This window comes from Bacillus sp. GS3m_15504, assembly GCF_055825275.1.
Genome location: NZ_JBVVNL010000004.1, coordinates 77810 through 98828 on the forward strand (window position 1 = coordinate 77810; position 21019 = coordinate 98828).

The 21019-nt window shown below is 35.3% G+C and carries 19 protein-coding genes; 4 read left to right on the top strand and 15 right to left on the bottom strand.

Features of this window, described 5'->3' with window-relative positions:
• Positions 1-106: 106 nt before the first annotated feature.
• The 10 genes from AC0L0O_RS24475 to AC0L0O_RS24520 all read right to left on the bottom strand — a co-directional run bounded on the left by AC0L0O_RS24475 (position 107) and on the right by AC0L0O_RS24520 (position 8958).
• Entirely contained in the window at positions 107-541 is a 435-nt protein-coding gene (locus AC0L0O_RS24475) for an HIT family protein (protein WP_000340505.1), read from the bottom strand.
• A 61-nt stretch (positions 542-602) separates the two neighbouring features.
• Entirely contained in the window at positions 603-980 is a 378-nt protein-coding gene (locus AC0L0O_RS24480; RefSeq protein WP_000778822.1) for an OsmC family protein, read from the bottom strand.
• On the bottom strand, positions 955-2382 hold the full coding sequence (locus AC0L0O_RS24485) for an amino acid permease (RefSeq protein WP_001187102.1): 1428 nt from the start codon (positions 2380-2382) through the stop codon (positions 955-957). Before AC0L0O_RS24485 ends, AC0L0O_RS24480 begins: the two co-directional genes overlap by 26 nt.
• A 204-nt stretch (positions 2383-2586) precedes the next feature.
• A complete protein-coding gene (locus tag AC0L0O_RS24490; protein ID WP_000345993.1) occupies positions 2587-3231 on the bottom strand; it encodes an amino acid ABC transporter permease in 645 nt (214 codons plus the stop codon).
• Positions 3232-3888 carry an amino acid ABC transporter permease gene (locus AC0L0O_RS24495; RefSeq protein ID WP_001112693.1) on the bottom strand — a complete coding sequence of 219 codons (657 nt, stop codon included), beginning with the start codon at positions 3886-3888 and terminating at the stop codon, positions 3232-3234.
• Positions 3889-3950: 62 nt separating this feature from the next.
• Positions 3951-4781 carry a glutamine ABC transporter substrate-binding protein GlnH gene (glnH, locus tag AC0L0O_RS24500; protein ID WP_000916480.1) on the bottom strand — a complete coding sequence of 277 codons (831 nt, stop codon included), beginning with the start codon at positions 4779-4781 and terminating at the stop codon, positions 3951-3953.
• Positions 4782-4793: 12 nt separating this feature from the next.
• On the bottom strand, positions 4794-5522 hold the full coding sequence (locus AC0L0O_RS24505) for an amino acid ABC transporter ATP-binding protein (RefSeq protein ID WP_000569229.1): 729 nt from the start codon (positions 5520-5522) through the stop codon (positions 4794-4796).
• 136 nt (positions 5523-5658) lie between these two features.
• Positions 5659-7119, bottom strand: coding sequence for an alanine/glycine:cation symporter family protein (locus AC0L0O_RS24510; RefSeq protein ID WP_000387165.1), 1461 nt, complete (start codon positions 7117-7119; stop codon positions 5659-5661).
• Between the two features lie 157 nt (positions 7120-7276).
• On the bottom strand, positions 7277-8248 hold the full coding sequence (locus AC0L0O_RS24515) for a phosphotransferase enzyme family protein (RefSeq protein WP_000401671.1): 972 nt from the start codon (positions 8246-8248) through the stop codon (positions 7277-7279).
• A 23-nt stretch (positions 8249-8271) separates the two neighbouring features.
• Positions 8272-8958 (bottom strand): CPBP family intramembrane glutamic endopeptidase, encoded by a 687-nt coding sequence (locus AC0L0O_RS24520; protein WP_000175235.1) that lies wholly within the window; start codon positions 8956-8958, stop codon positions 8272-8274.
• Between the two features lie 149 nt (positions 8959-9107).
• Here AC0L0O_RS24520 and gerKA point away from each other — a divergent pair, with 149 nt between their 5' ends.
• Genes gerKA through gerKC form a run of 3 tightly spaced genes read left to right on the top strand, consistent with a single transcriptional unit; the run spans position 9108 to position 12802 of the window.
• Positions 9108-10610, top strand: coding sequence for a spore germination protein GerKA (gene gerKA, locus AC0L0O_RS24525; RefSeq protein ID WP_000139256.1), 1503 nt, complete (start codon positions 9108-9110; stop codon positions 10608-10610).
• Positions 10591-11697: a GerAB/ArcD/ProY family transporter gene (locus AC0L0O_RS24530; protein ID WP_000185786.1), complete on the top strand. Its 1107-nt coding sequence runs from the start codon at positions 10591-10593 to the stop codon at positions 11695-11697. Before gerKA ends, AC0L0O_RS24530 begins: the two co-directional genes overlap by 20 nt.
• Positions 11678-12802: a spore germination protein GerKC gene (gene gerKC / locus AC0L0O_RS24535; RefSeq protein WP_000474029.1), complete on the top strand. Its 1125-nt coding sequence runs from the start codon at positions 11678-11680 to the stop codon at positions 12800-12802. The genes AC0L0O_RS24530 and gerKC overlap by 20 nt, the downstream gene beginning before the upstream one ends.
• A gap of 31 nt (positions 12803-12833) precedes the next feature.
• Here gerKC and treC read toward each other — a convergent pair whose 3' ends face one another.
• The 3 genes from treC to treR all read right to left on the bottom strand — a co-directional run bounded on the left by treC (position 12834) and on the right by treR (position 16788).
• A complete protein-coding gene (treC, locus tag AC0L0O_RS24540) occupies positions 12834-14495 on the bottom strand; it encodes an alpha,alpha-phosphotrehalase (protein WP_000656125.1) in 1662 nt (553 codons plus the stop codon).
• Between the two features lie 13 nt (positions 14496-14508).
• A complete protein-coding gene (gene treP / locus AC0L0O_RS24545) occupies positions 14509-15936 on the bottom strand; it encodes a PTS system trehalose-specific EIIBC component (RefSeq protein WP_000513955.1) in 1428 nt (475 codons plus the stop codon).
• Between the two features lie 141 nt (positions 15937-16077).
• On the bottom strand, positions 16078-16788 hold the full coding sequence (gene treR, locus AC0L0O_RS24550; RefSeq protein ID WP_000987227.1) for a trehalose operon repressor: 711 nt from the start codon (positions 16786-16788) through the stop codon (positions 16078-16080).
• Positions 16789-17238: 450 nt separating this feature from the next.
• On the opposite strand from treR, the gene AC0L0O_RS24555 reads away from it, so the two are divergent.
• Positions 17239-18636 (top strand): amino acid permease, encoded by a 1398-nt coding sequence (locus AC0L0O_RS24555; protein WP_000448461.1) that lies wholly within the window; start codon positions 17239-17241, stop codon positions 18634-18636.
• A 30-nt stretch (positions 18637-18666) separates the two neighbouring features.
• Here AC0L0O_RS24555 and AC0L0O_RS24560 read toward each other — a convergent pair whose 3' ends face one another.
• Both AC0L0O_RS24560 and AC0L0O_RS24565 read right to left on the bottom strand, forming a co-directional pair.
• Positions 18667-20370 (bottom strand): putative bifunctional diguanylate cyclase/phosphodiesterase, encoded by a 1704-nt coding sequence (locus AC0L0O_RS24560; protein ID WP_000893374.1) that lies wholly within the window; start codon positions 20368-20370, stop codon positions 18667-18669.
• Between the two features lie 358 nt (positions 20371-20728).
• Positions 20729-21001, bottom strand: coding sequence for a cobalt transporter (locus AC0L0O_RS24565; RefSeq protein ID WP_473786170.1), 273 nt, complete (start codon positions 20999-21001; stop codon positions 20729-20731).
• Between the last annotated feature and the right edge of the window lie 18 nt (positions 21002-21019).

The window sequence follows — 21019 nt, forward strand, 5'->3', positions numbered from 1 at the left end:
CACAAAATCTATTTATAAATAAAATTTAATAATAAAATAAATAAAGCCCAATTTCTCTATTTTAACTGAGAAATTGGGCTTTTTAATATTAGAATTTTCCTGACTGCTACGCCTTTTCAGTAAGCAGCATTTGCTCTATCGCTTCTTTTAACAAATTCTGTGTCTCTTTCAAGTTATGATTCTGCTTCTCTCCAGGTTGTACCATATAAAACTCAGCAAATGATCGTTCTTTATACCTTGGTACGACATGCATATGATAATGTGTTAGCTCGTTAAATATTCCACCATTTTGACAAACTGTAACCCCGTCAGGTTTATATAATAACTTAATCGCTTTTGTAATAAGCTTAGAAGCATCCATAATGGATTTTGCTACAATATCATCTAATTCATCTACTTCTACAACATGTTGTTTTGGCACAATTAAAGTATGTCCTGGATAGAAAGGTGCATGATCTAAAAAGCATGTTACATAGTCATCTTCATATATTTTATATATTTTTTCCTCTTCGTTTGCTAATTTACAACCTAAACAATCCATCATATCCCCCCTTTATTACAAATATAAAAACGTGAGAGCCGTATTCTCACGTTTTTATGTTTTACTTTATTAATTCAATCGTTTCCGTAACTTTTATACTATCCTTTACAGACTGAACAATTGTGCAATTTTTCACTGCAAGCTGCAACGCCTTGTCCAACTGCTCCTCTGTAATGTTTTGTGCTTTAATTTTATAGTGCAAATGAACACTTTCAACTGGTTTTGATAGTGCTTCACTTCTACCAATTTCCGTTTCAATTGTAAACGTATCGTATGGAATACGTTTCTTTTCTAAAATGGTTTGAAAGACAATTGCACTGCATCCTGCGATAGAAGAAACGAGTAATTGTAACGGTGAATACCCGTTTTCTTTTCCAATCGCTAATGGACCATACGATAAATCTGCCTCAATATCATCGTGTTTGATTGTTAGTTTCATTTGCTTTTTCCATCTCCACTTTCATCGGTTTCTGCCGTTTCTTATTTATATAATAATATATGTAGCAGAAAATGATAAATGGAATACCACAATATAACGCCATTCTTTGTTCTGGAATAAACGCTAAACTAATAACAACGATACTATTTGTAATTAAAGCTAAAATAGGAACAATTGGATATAGCGGTGTTCTATATTTTAAGTCCTCTAACTTTCCTCCACCTTTTATATACTGACTTCTAAATCGAAGTTGCGATAGAGCAATAATGATCCAACTTGAAACAGCTGATAAACCAGCTATAGATAATAAGTACATGTATACTGTATCTTCTGCAAGGAAACTTGTGAATAAAGAAAGGCCAGCTACAGCAATCGTTACAACTAATGCGGTAATTGGAATCCCACGCTTATTTACTTTTTGGAAAGATGTTGGTGCCATTCCTTCATTTGCAAGTGACCATAGTATACGAGTTGCCGCATATAATCCTGAATTCGCTACAGATAGTAACGCTGTAATAATAACGAAGTTCATTATATCAGCTGCGTATGGAATACCAATTTTATCAAATACAACTACAAATGGACTTTCAATTACGCCTGCTTCTTTCCAAGAAATTAATCCTACTAAAATCGTCATTGTTAAAATGAAGAATAACATAATGCGCCATACTGTATTACGGATGGCACGCGGAATTGTTTTTTCTGGATTTTCACTTTCTCCCGCTGCAATCCCGATTAACTCTGTCCCTTGGAACGAGAAGTTAACTGTAATCATTGTAAGTAATACGGCAGCTAGTCCATTCGGGAATAACCCGCCTTCGCTTACAAAGTTAGAGAAAAGAGGTGCTGCTTCTTTTCCGTCATATGATATAAACCCTAATAATGCACTACCACCAAGAACAACAAATGCAAGAATTGTAATTACTTTAATACTAGAGAACCAAAATTCTAATTCAGCATAACTTTTCGCTGAAATTGCGTTTGACGCATATAAAATAACGCCGAAGACGAGACACCATACCCAAACATCAACATTCGGAAACCATCTCTTCATCATTAAACCGATTGACGTTAATTCTAGTCCTACTGTTACTGCCCAACCAAGCCAATATAGCCAGCCGATCATAAAGCCCGTTCCTGGTCCAATAAACTTCGTCGCATACTTTTGGAAAGATCCTGAAACTGGCATTGCTACCGTTAACTCTCCAAGGCATAGCATTGTTAAATACATAATAAATCCGCCCACTAAATATGAAAGGATGGCTCCCCCTGGTCCAGCCTGATTAATGGTGTAACCAGAACCCAAGAAAAAGCCCGTCCCGATTACACCACCTAGTGCGATCATAAATAAATGTCTACTCTTCATCGTACGATGTAATTTCTCATTCGTTGGTTGCTGCATCTAAATCCTCCCCCTACCAATACCCCTATATCTTGTTAAAATTTTCTGATAATAAAAATATACACGAAAGCGATTACATTTTCTATATAAAATTAAAACTTTTCTGATAAAATAATATAAAAAATCGAATTATCGTGAAGTTTAGATTCTAATTAGAGGAAAATAAGGATAAACAAGGAAAAACCCTTACATATATTGTAAGAGTTAATGAAGTTCTAACCTTCTGGATAAAATTGATAAACTATAGTTTACAATAAAGTACATACAAGCTACTACTATAAACGTTGGAATCATATAATTTACATTTTGTCCGCTAATAATTTGAGCATTATGCATAAGCTCCGGTAGTGATATAGCGACTGCTAATGATGTATCTTTTAGCAATGAAATAAACTGACTAACAAGCGGCGGAACCATTCTTCTTAATGCTTGCGGTAAAATAATGTGCCAAAGCGCTTGCACATACGTTAACCCTGAAGATCTTGCAGCCTCAATCTGTCCTTTCTCAATAGATAATAGGCCACTTCGAACAATTTCAGATATCATTGCTGCTTCAAATATTGTTAACGCAACAATTACAGCTGTTATAATTTCTAATTTCAATCCTGCTTCTGGAAGTGCAAAATATGTGAAAAATATAATTAAAAGTAGTGGTAAGTTTCGAATGACTTCAACGATAATCCCCAATACTTGTGAGACGACAGGTATTTTCATGTAGCGCAATATCCCTATTACACTACCAATAATAAAGCTAAGTACAATCGCTACGAGTGCTACCTCTAATGTGATGAGTAATCCTTTTAATAAAAAGAGAATATGATCACCCGTTAGAGCTCCCTTAAAATCCATTTACACCGCCTCCTTTGCTAAGCGTTTTTCTAAATAACGCACTAGCATACTGAGCGGAATTGTTAATATTAAATAAAACATCCCGACAAATATATAAACATCGAACGTAACAAACGTCTTCGTTGAAATTAAATCTCCTTGATACATTAAATCAGCACCAGCAATAATTCCGAGTATGGAAGAGTTTTTTACTAAGTTGAGAAATTGGTTTCCTAGAGGAGGGATTACAATTTTCATCGCTTGGGGTAAAACGACATGGTACATCGCTTGCGTATAAGTCAATCCTGAAGAACGTGCTGCCTCCATTTGGCCTTTCGCGACTGATAAAATACCAGCGCGAATGACTTCCGCAATAAACGCTGCAGTATATACGGTAAGCGTAACTGTTCCTGCTACAAAACCATTTAAAGTAATTCCTACAACAGGTAAAGCGAAATAGAATATAAATGCAATTAATACGAGTGGAATATTTCTTACGAACTCTACAAGAGCAGTACCCAACCAATTTAAAATACGAATGGGTGCAATACGCATTATCGCCAATACTACACCTAAAATAAAACTGCCTATTAATGCGATTACACTAGACATCACTGTATATTTAAAGCCTTCTAAATACATATCAATGTTATTCGTTAATATAGAAAAATCAGGCACATATTCTCCCCTCTTTCTTTACAAGAAGAGGATGAGTACTCTCATCCTCTCACTTTTACTATCTACTTTTCTGGTTTTTGTCCAATCCATTTTTCATACAGTTTATCGTATTCCCCATTCGCCTTCATATCTTTTATCAAGCTATTAATCTCTTTCGTTAAATCATCTGCACCTTTTTGCACTGCAATTCCGTACGGTTCATCCGTAAAAATTTTCCCGACAACTTCATAATTGGAATCTTGTTTTGCCATGCCGTAAAGAATTGCATTATCTGTCGTTAACACATCACCTTTTCCTGCTTTTAACGCCGTAAATGCCTCACTGTAATTTTCAAATTCTAATACAGTCGCTTCTGGTGACTTTTGACGAATATTATTTGTAGATGTTGAACCTTTGACAGCTAACACTTTCACGCCCTTTTTCACATCATCAATACTTTTAATATCGCTCCCTTTTTTCACAAGTAACGATTGTCCTGCTTTAAAATATACATCTGAAAAATCGACCTCTTTTTTACGTTCTTCTGTAATTGTCATCGTTGCGATAATTGCATCAATATCGCCGTTTTTCAATAGTGGAATACGCGTTTTAGACGTTACTTCTTTTAATTCTAGTTTCTTTTCATCTCCAAGAATTTTTTTCGCAAGCGCCTTTGCAACATCAACATCAAATCCTTCTACCTGCCCTGTTGAAGGGTTTTTCAATCCAAATAAGTTCGTATCATTCTTCACCCCAACTACTAATTTCCCGCGCTTCTTAATTTGCTCAACAGCCCCGCCTTGCTTCGTATTCGTTTCTTTCGCCTCATCTTTTTTACTTCCGCACCCAGCAACGACAAGTACGAATAAACATGAAAATACGATTAACGTAAACAACTTTTTCATTTTAAGCATAAAATTCCTCCTTTAATGATTTAACACTCGACTTAAAAATAAACGTGCTCTTTCTTGTTCGGGACTTGCAAAAAATTGCGCCGGTGTTGTATCCTCAATGATTTTGCCATCATCCATAAATAAAATCCGATCGGCTACTTCTCGCGCAAATCCCATTTCATGCGTGACAACGACCATCGTCATCCCTTCTTTAGCTAGCGTTTTCATAACATCAAGTACTTCCCCGATCATCTCTGGATCCAGAGCAGACGTAGGCTCATCAAATAGCATAATTTCTGGCTGCATCGCAAGTCCTCTAGCAATTGCCACCCGTTGCTGTTGTCCTCCGGATAATTGATGTGGATATACGTTAGCCTTCTCTGGAATTCCTACTTTCTCTAAATAAAACATCGCTGTTTTTTCTGCTTCCTCTTTTGAAATTTTATTTACTTTAATAGGTGCTAGTGTAATATTTTGAAGAACCGTTTTATGTGGATATAAATAAAAATGCTGAAAGACCATCCCAATATTTCGGCGTAATTCATTCATATCTGTTTTTGCATTGTGTACCTCCGTATTTTGTACAATTAACTCTCCATCTGTAATTGTCTCTAGCTGATTTATACAACGAAGCAACGTGCTTTTTCCTGATCCTGAAGGCCCAACAACTACTACCACTTCACCTTTTTTCACTTGCACATTAATATCTTTTAATACTTGAAAATTGCCATAATATTTATTTACGTTACGAAACTCTATCAACATACTCCCCCCTTCCCCTAACAAAGCATGTACATTCTTTTTATATTCAAAAATAGGCAAAAAAATAACTTACAGCCTCATTTTGTCCATAAAAAAAGCAAAGGGATTTCCCCTTTGCTTTTTCATTTCTATTCCATTAAGATACTTCTTCTTTCTTATCTTTTCCGTATTCATGCTCCCAGAAATCAGCATTTTTAATGCCTAATGGCCCTGGATCGAATACTGGATCTTTTCCTTCCTTCTTCTGCTTTTCATAATCCTTTAATGCAACTAATGCAGGTTTTTGTAACAATAAAATCGCAATGATATTTACCCATGCCATAATTCCTACACCGATATCACCTAAAGCCCAAGCCGTTGCTGCTGTTTTTATACAGCCGTAGAATACAGCACCTAAAAAGACAAATTTTAGTACCATAGACAACCAAGGACGGTCTTTATCACGGTTTAAGTACGCGATATTCGTTTCTGCAATGTAGTAATACGCCATAATTGTTGTAAATGCAAAGAATAGTAACGAGATTGCAACGAAACCGTTTCCAAATCCAGGAAAAACAGATTCTACTGCTGCCTGTGTATATCCCGGTCCTGGCTGTGCACCATTTAATTTATTTACGATAAAGTTTTTTCCGCTTGCATCAAATACGTTATACATGCCTGTAATAATCATCATAAATGCTGTTGCTGAACAAACAAATAATGTATCAATGTAAACGGAAAATGCTTGCACTAAGCCTTGCTTAGCTGGATGTGATACTTCAGCAGCTGCTGCTGCATGTGGTCCAGTTCCTTGCCCTGCTTCATTAGAATAAATACCACGTTTTACTCCCCAAGAAATTGCTAAACCGATAATACCACCAAATGCTGCTTCTAATGCAAACGCACTTCTTATAATTAACATAAATGCTTCTGGCAATTTTTCAATATTCATAACGACAATAACACAAGCTACTAAAATATACCCAACAGCCATAAACGGTACGACAACTTGCGCTACGTTAACAATTCGCTTTACTCCACCGAAAATGATAAGAGCTAATACGACTACTAATAAAGCGCCTGATAATGAAGTGTTAATTCCAAAAGCTGTTTCTAAACTTACCGCAATACTATTTGCTTGCACACCTGGTAGTAAAAGCCCCGTTGCAAGAATTGTCGCTGCAACGAATACTAATGCATACCATTTAACTCCTAAACCTTTTTCAATGTAATAAGCAGGTCCACCGCGAAACTGTCCTTGATGTTTCGTCTTATATATTTGCGCGAGTGTTGATTCTACATAAGCTGATCCTGCTCCTAAAAAGGCTACTGCCCACATCCAAAATACAGCCCCTGGTCCACCGAAGGCAACCGCTGTAGCTACCCCAGCGATATTCCCTGTCCCAACGCGCCCTGATAACGAAAGTGCTAACGCTTGGAATGAAGAAACACCAGCCTCTGATTTTTCTCCTTTAAATGTCAGCTTCACCATTTCTCCTACATGCCTTACTTGTAAAAACCTCGTTCGAATAGAAAAATATAAACCTACTCCTAAACATAAATAAACAAGTGCTGGACTCCAAACAATATTGTTTAACCAATTTACGAAAGCTTCCAATATTCCCCCTCCTTTTTATCAAGAATATTCAGAATATATAAAAATTATAAATGTATACCGAATCTATGACAATATTATTTTAATAAAACAAACATATTTTTGTATAAAAAAACAAAGTATACATTTATTTTGTATACTTTGTTTTGAACAAAATGTATTATATATTCACAATTGGTTCTTCGCTTATAATTCTTTCATATAACTCTTCAGATAATTTTTGGAAGTTATCTGGCATATCTTTCCCCTTAAACTTCTTTTGGAGTGTGCCGTATAGACCTATGTCACGCAAACGTAAAAATAGTGGTAATGATTCATACCAACTATCCGCCAGTCTGTGCTCATACTCATAGCCTTTCCGTAACACTTGTAGCTGTTTACGAGCAAAGTCTGTCTTCTCTTCCGCTGTCCACGGTGTAAATAGAACAGAGTAATAGAGCACCATCGCTAAATCGTGTATAAAGTAATTATAGGCCGCATCATCAAAATCAAAGATCGTTAGCTCTTTTCCATCATAATGAAAATTACCTGGATGAATATCACCGTGCATAAGGCCGAACGTTTCTTTTTCAATTGGAAGAGCCTTTATCTCATCCATTAATACAGTAGCAATCTTTTTTACTTGATCATCTTCTAATTCATTAACAATCCCACTCTCATCTTCTTCCCACGTATCACGATGATTCGTTTTAGGATAGTTCATTGTTAGACGATGCAGTTGACCAATCGCTTTTCCCCATGCTTCAAAGTAAGCATCTCCCCAATAGGGTGATTCTTCACCTTTTACTTGCTCCCCTTTTGCATATGTAAATAAAGAAGCGAAAAAGGAAGTCCCATCCTCTGCTCCAATTTCTTCTACAAGATTTTGAGACGCTGAATAAAGAGGTCCCGCTACCTTTGCCCCATTCTCCGCAACATATCGTAAAAAATCTAGTTCAGCCTCTACCTCTTGTTTAGAGCGATGAGAAGAATGTGTTAAACGTAATACGTAATCTTCATCATTATCACCCTTCGCCTTAAAAATATAATTCTCAAAATCTCCAAGCGGCTTTTCGTCCACTGTTACATGAAACAAACTCGCTGCTCTTTTTACAATCTCTTTCGTAAAAACACGTTCTACAGCTATTTCCATATGTATCCCTCCTATATATCTTCTTAATTCGACATAAATGTTAAAAGTACTGCTATGAAATTGAATAATGCGTGGACAATCATAGCTGATAAAATAGAATTTGTTTTCTCATATAACCATGCAAATACTACTCCACTCAAAAAATTCACCGGTAATGTGTTATATGTAGGGATATGGACAACGGTAAATATTATGGAACTAATAAACATACCGCTCCATATGCCATATCTATTACGAAAAAATGTATAAAAAACACCTCGATATAAAATCTCTTCATACATTGGTGATATAATTGCTGCTCCAATTACGGCGATACAGAATGAATAGATTGATTTATCATTTTGGACCGTCTCCGTTTTACTATTTTCAAAGGAAATACCCATTTTCTCCATTATCACTAATACAGCAATACTAGCTACAATTAAGAAAATAACCGCTCCAACTGTCCATAAAAGATCTTTCCATGAAAGCTTCCGAATTCCAATATCTTTCCACGAGAGTTTATATCTTTTGATACAAAAAAGATAAACTACAGTAGTAAATATCACTGCCATTATAAAGCCCATTAATACTCCAGCATATAGTGAGTTACCTATTACTTCTAAAATATATTTATAAAAAAGGGATTCGACAGTTACTGGAACAATAACAAATACAAACATAAATAAATATAAAACTTCTTTCCATCCCCACATATGCCTCAAAGTCATTTATATCATCCCCTATATCCTATTTTCTAAAGTATAAAAGATGACGTAACGTAACTTTCAAGCTACTTTGTCAAAAATAATCCAAGCATAAATTTCTCACAAAAAGCAAAAATTAACAGAAGTAACTTTATCTAAAAGAGGTGGAAATTATGACAGAGCAAAAAGAACAACAAGAGAGTACGGGCCAAAAGCATATGTTTCCATCACTTCCGGAAAACATTAATTATATCGAAAATAAGCTCTGTCATTCAGACGATATAAAAAAATTAGATCTTCCTTTCCAAAATGGAAAAGGAACAATCTTATATATCGAATCTTTAGCAGACCCAAATTTGATTCACCAATTAGCTCTTGAGCCTTTATTAACTCGGTCGGATTTGTCTCTAGATAAAGCTTTTGCCACATTAAATATGAAAAAAGAAACAAATTTAAATTACGGTGTGCAACTTTTATTACAAGGAAAATCATTATATTTTCATGAACACGTCGATAGTTTTTGTATTTTTGAAACAGCTTTATCTTTAAAGAGAGATATAGCAGAGCCTGATAATGAAGGGATTGTACGCGGTCCACATACTGGATTTGTAGAAGATTTAGCAACTAATTTAGCTTCGATTCGTAAGCTCATAAAAAGCCCAAATATCGTCGTTAAATATTTCACACTTGGTGAAGAGATGCACACGAAAGTGGCAATTGCTTATATGCAAAACATAGCGAATGACGATTTAGTTACAGAAGTAAAAAGAAGATTAGAAACGATTAAGACAGATGCACTTATGCCTCCAGGATATATACAAGAATTTATAGAGGATACGTCTTTCTCACCATTTCCGCAGCAATTAAATACAGAGCGCCCAGATAGAGTCGCAGCAAATTTAATGGAAGGACGAGTTGCTATTTTTTCTGATGGAGATCCAACAGCTCTTATCGTTCCTGTTACGTTATTTGCTTTCTATCAATCACCAGATGATTACAATAACCGCTGGATTGTCGGTTCTTTCGTCCGAATGATTCGCTTAGTGAGTTTCTTGATTGCTTTTCTCTTACCAGCTATATATATCGCAACCGTAGCCTTTCATCCTGATGTATTGCCACTTGAACTTGTGTATACAATTAAAGCTTCATTAGAGAAAGTACCTCTTCCTCCTATTTTCGAAGCCCTCTTAATGGAGCTAATTTTCGAGTTATTGCGGGAAGCTGGTATTCGCTTGCCGAGCCGAGTTGGACAAACAATCGGTATTGTAGGCGGTTTAGTAATTGGTGATGCGATTGTAAAAGCCGGACTCGTTTCTTACACAATGATTATCGTTGTAGCTTTAACTGCAATCTCATCTTTTCTCGTTCCATCAAACGATATGAGTTCAGCTGTTCGAATTCTTCGTTTTCCATTAATGCTCCTTGCTGCCCTATTCGGATATGTAGGAATATCGTTCGGTCTCATTATAACTTTCGTTCATTTATGTCAGCTACATTCATTTCATACACCATATCTTTCTCCTGTTGCCCCAATGCGGATTAAAGATATGAAAGATTCTTTTGTAAGACTACCAATTTGGTCATTTTGGGAACGGCCACATGATCCAAAACCGAAAAAAATGCAACGACAACATGTAACGAGAGAGGAGGAGGACGGTGACAAACACGCAAAGTAAAATTTCACTTGTTCAATTTACCTTTTTCGTTATTCAATGCCAAATTGGGGTCGGTATACTTTCTCTACCAAACCGTCTTCATCCGATAGCAAAAGGTGGTGGATGGATTTCCGCTCTCATCGCTGGGCTTGCAATTCAGCTTATTATTTTACTTATGTGGCTTTTCTTAAAACGATTTCCTGATGCAGATATGTATGAAAGTGTTTGTATGCTATTTGGTAATAAGTTTGGAAAACTATTAGGCTTTGCTTATGTTTTTTATTTTACTCTTATCGGTATGACGGTTATGTTAAACGCTTGTAATGTCATTAAAGTATGGGTTTTGCAAGCGACCCCTTGGTACGCAATTCTCTTACTATTTACGATAGCTTGCTGCTATATAGCCTATAATACATTTAAAGTCATCGTACGATTTTATGTCATGGCTTCTATTCTCATTTTGCCCATGGCTCTTTTAATTGCGCTAGGGTTTTCACGAGCTGATTTTTCTTATATTTTTCCAATTACAGAAGCCGGATGGTGGAATATTATTCAAGCATCAAAAGAAACAATTACAGCTATGTATGGTTTTGAAATTATTCTTATCGCTTTCCCAAAAGTAAACGGGAGTTCTGTAGCCAAACTAAAAGCAATTTCTATCGCTAACGGATTTGTAACCCTTTTTTATACTTTTACTGTTTGGATTTGCTTTATCGTATTTAGTCCAAAACAAATTGAGCTTATTCCAGAACCAGTCGCTTACTTATTACGCTCCTTGCATATCGGGATTATAGACCGAACTGATTTACTATTCATACCAATTTGGATGATAACAGTTGTAGCTTCTATCGCTAGTTATTACTGCGCTGCTTCTATAGGAATTGGACATATATTCAATCTTGCTAATCATAAAAAAGCTGTCCCAATCGTTGGTATTATTGCCTTTAGTGTAGCTTTATTTATCGATACACCTGAAGAATTAAAAGTAATTGCAACTTTCACTGATAAGTTCACCTATATTTTCATCGTTGTCCTCCCTCTTTTATTTCTACTTTATTCAGTAATAAGAAATAAGAAAGGAGAACAGTATGTTCAAAAAAAGAGTTAAACTACTTTTTATATTATGTACTAGTGCATTCCTTTCTGGCTGCTGGGATCAAGAACCATTAAGGGAAGCAAGGTTAGCTTATAGTATTGGATCTGATATTACGGAAGAGAATAAACTCCAGCAAACAATTGAGCTCGTAAAAAGTTCAAGCGGAGAACAAGCTTCATTCGAGAATGAAATACATTCTGCAACCGGGCATAACATAAGAGATACGAGCGATGCACTGAAAAAAAATGTAACGGGAAATATTCGTTATTTCAAATATGGTGTTCAATTACTAGGAACCAAAATTCTAAAAAAAGGTGTACTACCTTATTTAGATGTCAGCTTTCGGGACCCAACAAACCCAACTGCTTTAGTAAAACTTATTGCAGTAGATGGTGAAACATCCGAGATACTAGAAAAAAAGAAAGTAGGAAATTTACTAATTGGAGATTTTCTAAAGAAAAAAGTGAAAAGTTTAGAAGATATGAGTGTATTTCCAAAAGAAACTTTAGAGACAGCTGCTACAAAAATGTTAGATCCCGGTAAGGACTTTACCCTTCCTTCTATAAAAATAAAAGGAAAGGAAGTAATTACAAACGGATTAGCTTTATTTAACAATGATAAATTAACTGGACATTTACCTTTGAAACAATCTGTTTTATTCGTGTTATTAACCGGAAAAATGGGAACAAGTGCCCGTATAACTCAAAAACTTACTAGCGATGAATCCGAGAAGACATCTGACTATTTAACAATGGAAGTGAGCAATCGGAAATTAAAACGAGATTTAAAAATAACAACAGATAAAAAAGGAAATGTTTATGCTCATATTAAGCTTCAGTTAAAAGTTATAGCGCTTGAAGCTCCAAGAGATAACCTTTATAAAATGGATGAAAGAAAAAAGCTAAATAAAGAATTATCGAAGCAACTTACAAAAGAAGCGAAAAAAATAACAAATAAACTACAAAAAGCAAATTGTGATGCTTTTGGGATTGGTAGACACCTTATCGCGTATCACCCTGATTTATGGAAGAAAAAAAAGTGGAATAAAGATTATGCAAAAGTAAAGTTTAAACCAGAAGTAGACGTAAATATTTTGTATAGTGGTGTCTTAAAATAAAAGGTTGTATGCCACGCAGGCATACAACCTTTTATTTCGTATATCGATATACAATTGATTCGTATGGTCTTAAGTTAAGTTTTGCAATATCCTTGCTGGAATCTTTATAATTCGACAGTAGTACTTCTTGTTTCATTCCATCTAATTGAACATGAGCTGGTACAGAATACGTTATTTCTTCTCCATAGAAGTTATTTATAACAAGTAGCACTTCACTTTCTGTAGTACGAGTATATGCCCAAATTTCAGGATCATTTTCATCCAAAATAGCATATTCTCCTTCTGTAATTACATCATACGTTTTTCGAAGTTCAATTAACTTTTTATAATAATAAAATACAGATTCCTTATCTTCTAATGCCTTCTCTACGTTTATTTCTTTAAAGTTTTCAGCCACCGAAATCCAAGGTGTACTTGTTGTAAACCCACTATTCACATCTTCATTCCACTGCATCGGTGTACGGGAGTTGTCACGAGATTTTTGTTTTAAAATCCCGATAATCTCTTCTTTTGATAATCCTTCTTCCAGCTTTATATCATATATATTTAACGATTCCACATCACGATATTGTTCAATAGACTCAAAATTAGGATTCGTCATACCGATTTCTTCGCCTTGATAAATATAAGGCGTTCCTTGCAACATATGCATAGCTGTCGCTAACATTTTTGCAGACTCATTTCTATACTTCTCATCATTACCGAAGCGTGACACAATACGCGGCTGGTCATGATTACACCAGAATAACGCATTCCATCCTCCGCCCTTTTGCATTTCAATTTGCCAATTAGACATAATCTCTTTTAATTTAATGAAATCAAAATCAGCCTTCGTCCACTTATCACCATTCGGATAATCTACTTTTAAATGATGAAAGCTAAACGTCATGCTTAGTTCATTACGATCAGGGTTTGAATATTTAATACAATTATCAATTGTCGTAGATGACATTTCTCCAACTGTAAGGACATCTTTCCCTTCAAAAACATTTCGGTTCATCTCTTGTAAATATTCATGAACACGCGGGCCATCTGTATAATATTTACGGCCATCGCTTGTCGCCGTACTTCCGTCATCACTTAAGAACTGTTGATCTTTTGAAATTAAATTAATAACATCTAATCGGAATCCAGTTACCCCTTTATCTAGCCAAAAGCGCATCATATCATATACTTCTTCACGAAGCTTTTCATTTTCCCAATTTAAATCCGCTTGCGTCTCATCAAATAGATGTAAAAAATATTGCTTTGTCTTCTCATCATATTTCCAAGCAGACCCGCCAAACTTAGATTGCCAATTGTTTTTTTCATCACGCCAAATATAGTAATTGCGATATGGACTATTTTTATCTTTTTTCGCTTCTTTAAACCACTTATGCTCCGTCGAGCTATGATTTACAACGATATCGAGCATAATTTCAATGTTACGCGCTTTCGCTTCTTCTAAAAGCTCTTCAAACTCTTCCATCGTTCCGTAAGATGGATCAATACTATAGTAATCACTTACATCGTATCCATTATCATTTTGTGGTGATTGGTATATCGGTGTTAACCAAATATAATCTACTCCGAGTTCTTTTAAATAATCTAGTTTTTCTGTAACCCCTTTTATATCACCGGTTTCTTTATTGTAATAGCTATTAAAGCTCTTCGGATAAATTTGATAAACTACACTTTTATGCCAATCCTTCATGTTTAACTTCCTCCTACTTCTGTTTCACTCTTTTTGCAAATAACCACGTTAACGTGAATGGGATGACAACTGCGATAACCATTCCTACAATAAACATTGGAATCGATTTCGGAATGATAGAAATAAATGCTGGTAATCCGCCAATTCCGATAGCAGGTGCTAATACACCATTTAATGTAATGAATATCGCCGCCACAGCAGATCCTATAATCGCTGCATAGAACGGGAATTTATTTCGTAAATTCACACCAAACATAGCTGGCTCTGTAATACCGAAATATGCCGAAATTGCTGATGTCGATGCCATACTTTTATCATTTTGATTTTTAGAAATCCAGAACATCGCAAGTGCCGCACTACCTTGCGCAATGTTAGAAAGAGCAATCATTGGCCAAATGAATGTACCACCGTGTTGTGCAATTAATTGTAAATCGATAGCAATAAACATATGATGCATACCTGTAATTACAAGTGGTGCATACAATGCTCCAAATAATACTGCTCCAACTACTGGTACTGTTTCATATACACCTACTAATCCAGCTGTTAATAAATCTCCAATATGACGTGTAACCGGACCAATAATCCCTAATGCTAACACACCTGTTACGACAATCGTTGTAATGGGTACAACTAATAATTGAATTGCATTTGGTACATGTTTCTTTAAGAAGATTTCTACTTTACTTAATACAAATGCTGCTACTAAAACTGGCAAGATTTGACCTTGATATCCTACCTTCTCAATTTGGAACAGTCCTAAAATATTGAAGTACTCAATCTTTTGACCATCTAAACCAGTCGCTGCTTTTCCATAGTCCCAGGCATTTAATAAGGCTGGGTGCACAAGCATTAATCCCATAACAATCCCTAGTATTGGACTACCACCAAAACGCTTCGTTGCTGACCACCCGACAAGTGCCGGTAAGAATACGAATGCTGTATTCGCCATCATATTAATTAAATCCCAAAGCCCACTTAAGTTTGGATACACATCTAATAAATTTTTACCTTCAAAAAATAAGTCCTTTGCCCCTAATAGATTGTTAATTCCCATTAGTAAACCAGCTGTTACAATTGCTGGTAATATCGGCATAAATACATCTGAAAATACTTTTACAAACTTTTGAGCTGGATTTAGCTTTTGATTCCCGGAATCTTTTACGTCAGCTACTGTCGCTTCCTTCATACCTGCAAGCGTTATCAATTCGGCATATACTCGATCCACATCTCCTGGACCGATTACAATTTGAAATACCCCAGCGTTATGAAACGCTCCCTTTACTAATGAAACAGACTGTAATTTATCGTTATCTATTTTACTTTCATCTTTTAAAGCGATACGGAGTCTCGTTACACAGTGCGCAGCTTGTTCAATATTGTCTTTCCCACCAATATACTGCAACACTTCCTCTGCTGTTTTACGATAGTCTTTCCCCATATTCCCGTCCCTCTTTTCTTTTTTTGATACCGTTTACAACTACATATTAACTCGTATATATAAGTTAGTCAACACTCGTATATACGAGTTTGTGATTTTTTTTATAAAAAAAGAGATGAAACGTTATTTCGTCCCATCTCCTTATTTTCTCCGCGCCACATCCGAAAAATGAAAAATATCTAAGCGGTGACGTGATTCTGTATATTCGAACTGACTTCCATCATAAAAATGCGTAAAGTTTTTCACAACGACAACATAATCTGTTCCATTTAAATCTAAATACTTTCTATCGTCCTCTGTACATGGCTGCACCTCAATTACCCTCTGTGAGTAACTAATATGAAGACCTAATTCTTTCTCTATGTATTTATAAATGGACCCCGCTGCAATTTCAATCGTTAATCCAGGGATATGTTCCGATACAAAATGATTAATATCCAAAATTACTTTTTCTCCATCAATATTTCGTACGCGTTTAATATGATCTATTTCTGTTTTCTCTTTCACATTTAATAGCTTTGCAATCTCTTTTGTCGCTTTTATTTTCTCTATTTCCACGACTTCTGTAATACAATGGCGCCCTAAACGTTCATTTTCTTCTTGGAAACTTACAATGCCACCAAAGTTGAATTCAATGTTTTTACGCTTTAAAACAAAAACACCTTTTCCATGTATCTTTTGAACATATCCACGCTCTTGTAATAAATCCACTGCTTTTCTTACAGTACCACGGCTCGCTTCATACTGTTTCATTAATTCAGTTTCTGATGGGATTTTGCATCCCTCTTTTAATTGTTTATTATCAATAGACTTGCTGATTGCTGTATAAATTTGTTCATACTTACTCATCATCTACAATAGCCCCTTGTCACCTTCTAATTCTATATGTATTATACCATGCTACACTCTTCTGCCAATCTCTCACTTATTTTCCAGTATAGGAAAAATACAGGTAAATATTTAATCTCTAAAACGTATTTTTATAAAAATTTTTATATTTTTCTTTTCATTCAAAAAAACATGTAGTATACTAACTTCAAAATCAGAGGAGAAAGGGAGCAAAGAACTATGCTTACTTATACAACAATTGTAGTTACATTTGCACAAAAACATCATCATCATACGTAACCCTTGAAACCTAGCGGAAAAATTACGCGTAGGTACAAGGGTTATTCCCGTTGTACCTACGTTAGGCGAAAGAGCCATGTAGGTATTTTTTATCTACATGGCTCTTTTTTTATTGCCAAAAAGCTAGTAAAAAATGATGTTTAAGCAAATCTTACTACAAAGGAGTTAACAAAAATGGAAACGAAAAAATGGGGATTATGGGTTTTAACAGCTTTTGTTATCGGGAATATGGTTGGCGGTGGCGTATTTATGCTCCCAGCAAATTTAGCACAAGTATCAGGTCCAATGGGTTCTACACTTGCATGGAGTATTACAGGCCTTGGCGTATTTATGATTGCACTCGTATTTGGAAATTTGGCAATCCGAAAGCCAGAATTAAAAGCAGGGCCACAAAGCTATGCTCAAGCAATGTTCCCTTCAAAAAAGGCGGGTAAAGTTGCAGGGTATAGTATGGCATGGGGATATTGGGCAGCGAACTGGGCTGCAACAGCATCTGTTATTATTTCCTTTGCTGGATATTTATCAACATTCTTTCCAGTTTTACAAAGTAAGCAAATTCTCTTTTCAACGAACGGATTTTCACTAGAACTCGGAAAAGGATTAACTTTCCTCGTATGTAGCCTTATGCTATGGGGAATTCAATATATTCTTTCTCAAAATATTGATCGAGCTGGCAATATGAATCTTCTTGCTACTATTGCAAAAATTATTGGATTTACAATGTTTATTGTAATCACATTATTCATTTTCAACGCCTCAAATTTTGGAGACGGTCAAACATTTATGAATGAAGCGGGACAATCCATTTCGTTAGGTGGACAAATCAATTCAGCTGCTATTGCAACACTTTGGGCATTTATCGGTATCGAATCTGCTGTCATGCTTTCTAACCGTGCGAAATCTCAGCGTGATGTTAAAAAAGCGACTATTTTCGGATTAATTATCGCTCTTCTTATTTACATGTCAATTACTCTACTTACAATGGGAGCTCTCTCTCAAGATGCTTTAAAAGACTCTCAAAAACCATTAGTAGACGCATTAAATTTAGCAATTGGCAATAAAGGCGCATATATAATGGCTTTACTTGCACTTGTATCTTTATTTGGATCTACAGTTGGCTGGATTGTTGTTAGTTCAGAGGTTCCTTATCAGGCAGCAAAAAATGGGCTTTTCCCTAAATTTTTCGCGAAAACAAATAAAAAAGGTAGTCCTTCAAAATCATTATTTATTACAAATGTGATGACGCAAATTTTCTTATTCTCAACGATTTCTGGTACTGTATCAGAAGCTTATAATTTCGCTATCGTTGTAGCAACATTAGCTTATTTAATTCCATACCTTGTTTCTACGCTGTACCAATTCAAATTAGTTATTACAGGAGAAACGTATGATATACTGCCCGGTTCTCGAATAAAGGACGGGATCATTACGACATTAGCATTTGTATACTCTATTTGGGTTATCAAAACGGGAACTGCTGATTTAAAAACGTTCTTCTTAGGAATCGGGTTGTTCGTATTAGGCCTTATTCTTTATCCTGTACTAATGAAAGACTCACAAAAAATGAATTAAAAAAGAGAAGCTTCTGGCTTCTCTTTTTTATTAGAAGTCTATAATTAACTTTTCCTTTAACTCTGCTACAGATAAAGGTTTTGCATAATAAAATCCTTGTACATAATCACAGCCCATCGATTTTAATAAGCTTTCTTGCTCTACTGTTTCTACCCCTTCAGCAACTACTGCTAAATTTAAACTATGGGCAATTTCAATAACAGATTTTACAATCGTCCGCTCTGGTTGTGCATGATCATAATGAAATTCACGAATAAAATTACGATCAATTTTTACTATATCCAACGGTAGTTGTTTTAAATAATATAAGGAAGAATAGCCTGTTCCGAAGTCATCTAAAGCAATTAAAATACCCATATTTCTTAATTCTTGTAATGTAGCAATAATATAATCAAAATGACGAACAGCAATACTTTCCGTTATTTCTAAAATTAAACGATTTGCAGGAAAACCAGTTCTCCTTAAAATACTGCGTACAGATATAATAAAACGCTTTTGCATTAATTGTTGTATGGATAAATTCACAGATAACTTTAGTCCTTCTTCATACTCAGGCAATGTTTTAAACAAGCGACATGACTTTTCTAACACCCAGTCTCCTAATTTTATAATAAGTCCAGATTCTTCAGCTATAGGAATAAATTCGCTTGGGGAAATCGGACCTTCTTCTGTCGTACAACGTACTAAAGCCTCGATACCAGTATATTTCTTCGTTTTCAAATCAATAATAGGCTGCAACACCACATCTAACTCTTCATCACGAATTGCCTTTTGCAAAGCAAATTCAATTTTCATTCTACGATTTATTTTCGCACGTAACTCATCTGTAAAGAAACACGCGGCGTTTCTCCCCTGTTCTTTCGCGCTATACATAGCTAAATCCGAATTCTTCAATAGCGTTTCTACATCTTGTCCATCTTGCGGATATGAGCACAGTCCTAGACTAGCTGAAATGTATACTTCATGACCTTCAAGCATAAATGGTGCCTGAAAGCATGACAACACAGATGTCGCTAGCTGCCTCATCTCATCTTGTTTATGATTTTTTGTTAACAACACAAATTCGTCGCCACCCAGCCTAGCCAGAACATCTTTCTCTCCTAGCACATAATGCAACCGTGAAGCAACTTCGCTTAAAAGTAAATCTCCTATCATATGACCTAGCGTATCGTTTACTAATTTAAAACGATCCAAATCAAAATAAATCATACCAAACTCGTTTTTATCTGCAATCAACTCATTAACAGTCGTTATTAATTGTAAACGGTTCGGTAAACTCGTTAAAGCATCATGATAAGCAAGCTCCCTATAACGACTTTCGCTTAACCGCAACCTCTGTTCTGCTTCTTTCCTACTACTAATATCATTTCGGATCGCGATAAATTGATATGGCTCTCCTTTTTCATTTAAAAATGGAACAATTGTTGTTTTAACCCAATAATATGTACCATCTTTTGCTTGATTTCGAATCTCACCTCTCCATACTTTTCCGCTCAAAATACGCTTCCATAGCATTTGAAAAAATGTTTTCGGGTGATATCCTGAATTTAAAATACGATGATCTTTCCCTATTAACTCTTCTCTTGTATATTTGGAGATTTCACAAAACTTATCATTTACATATGTAATAAGACCCTTTCGGTCTGTAATCGCAACAATTGAAGACTCATCTAATGCTAACTTTAAATCTCGCAATGAAGATTCATATAATGCATGACCTCTTTGTTCTAGCATGCGCATCTCTCCTTGCTTCCTATCTGACTAAAACATAACTTGTTTCTTTTTATAGAAATAGAGATATTTCATTTCCTAATAATCGTCCTTTACATAAATCAAATTTTGAAATATGTCGATTAAAATAACATAATATTATTTGTAATAAAAAGCAATATAATACCGTTTCAATTATAAATAGTAGTTTCTTATCGCTATAATTAGCTAACTCTATTCAAAAACATATGTAAATTTTAATTATTATATATGTTTTTGAATTACAATAACAAAATATTAACATATTTTCACCTTAATTTTGGAAGTATTTTATAAATAAATACTTTATTAAATAAAAAAAGAGGATAGCCTCTTTTTTTATTTAATACGGATATGTTGTTTGTTGATACCCCGGATATGGTGTTGGATATGGCGCTGGATATGGCGCTGGATAAGTTACTGGGTACGGCGCTGGATAGTAGCCTCCACCTGCTGCACCCGTTAGTGCGCCAGCTGTAAGCCCACCTAACACACCTCCAGCAAAACTTCCAGGGAAAAATCCACCGCCCCATGAGCCGCCACCCCAGCCCCATCCACCTCCGTGATGGTGATGATGATTATGATAATACAATCCGTTATTTTCTATATAATTCATATTTCCCCTCTCCTTTTC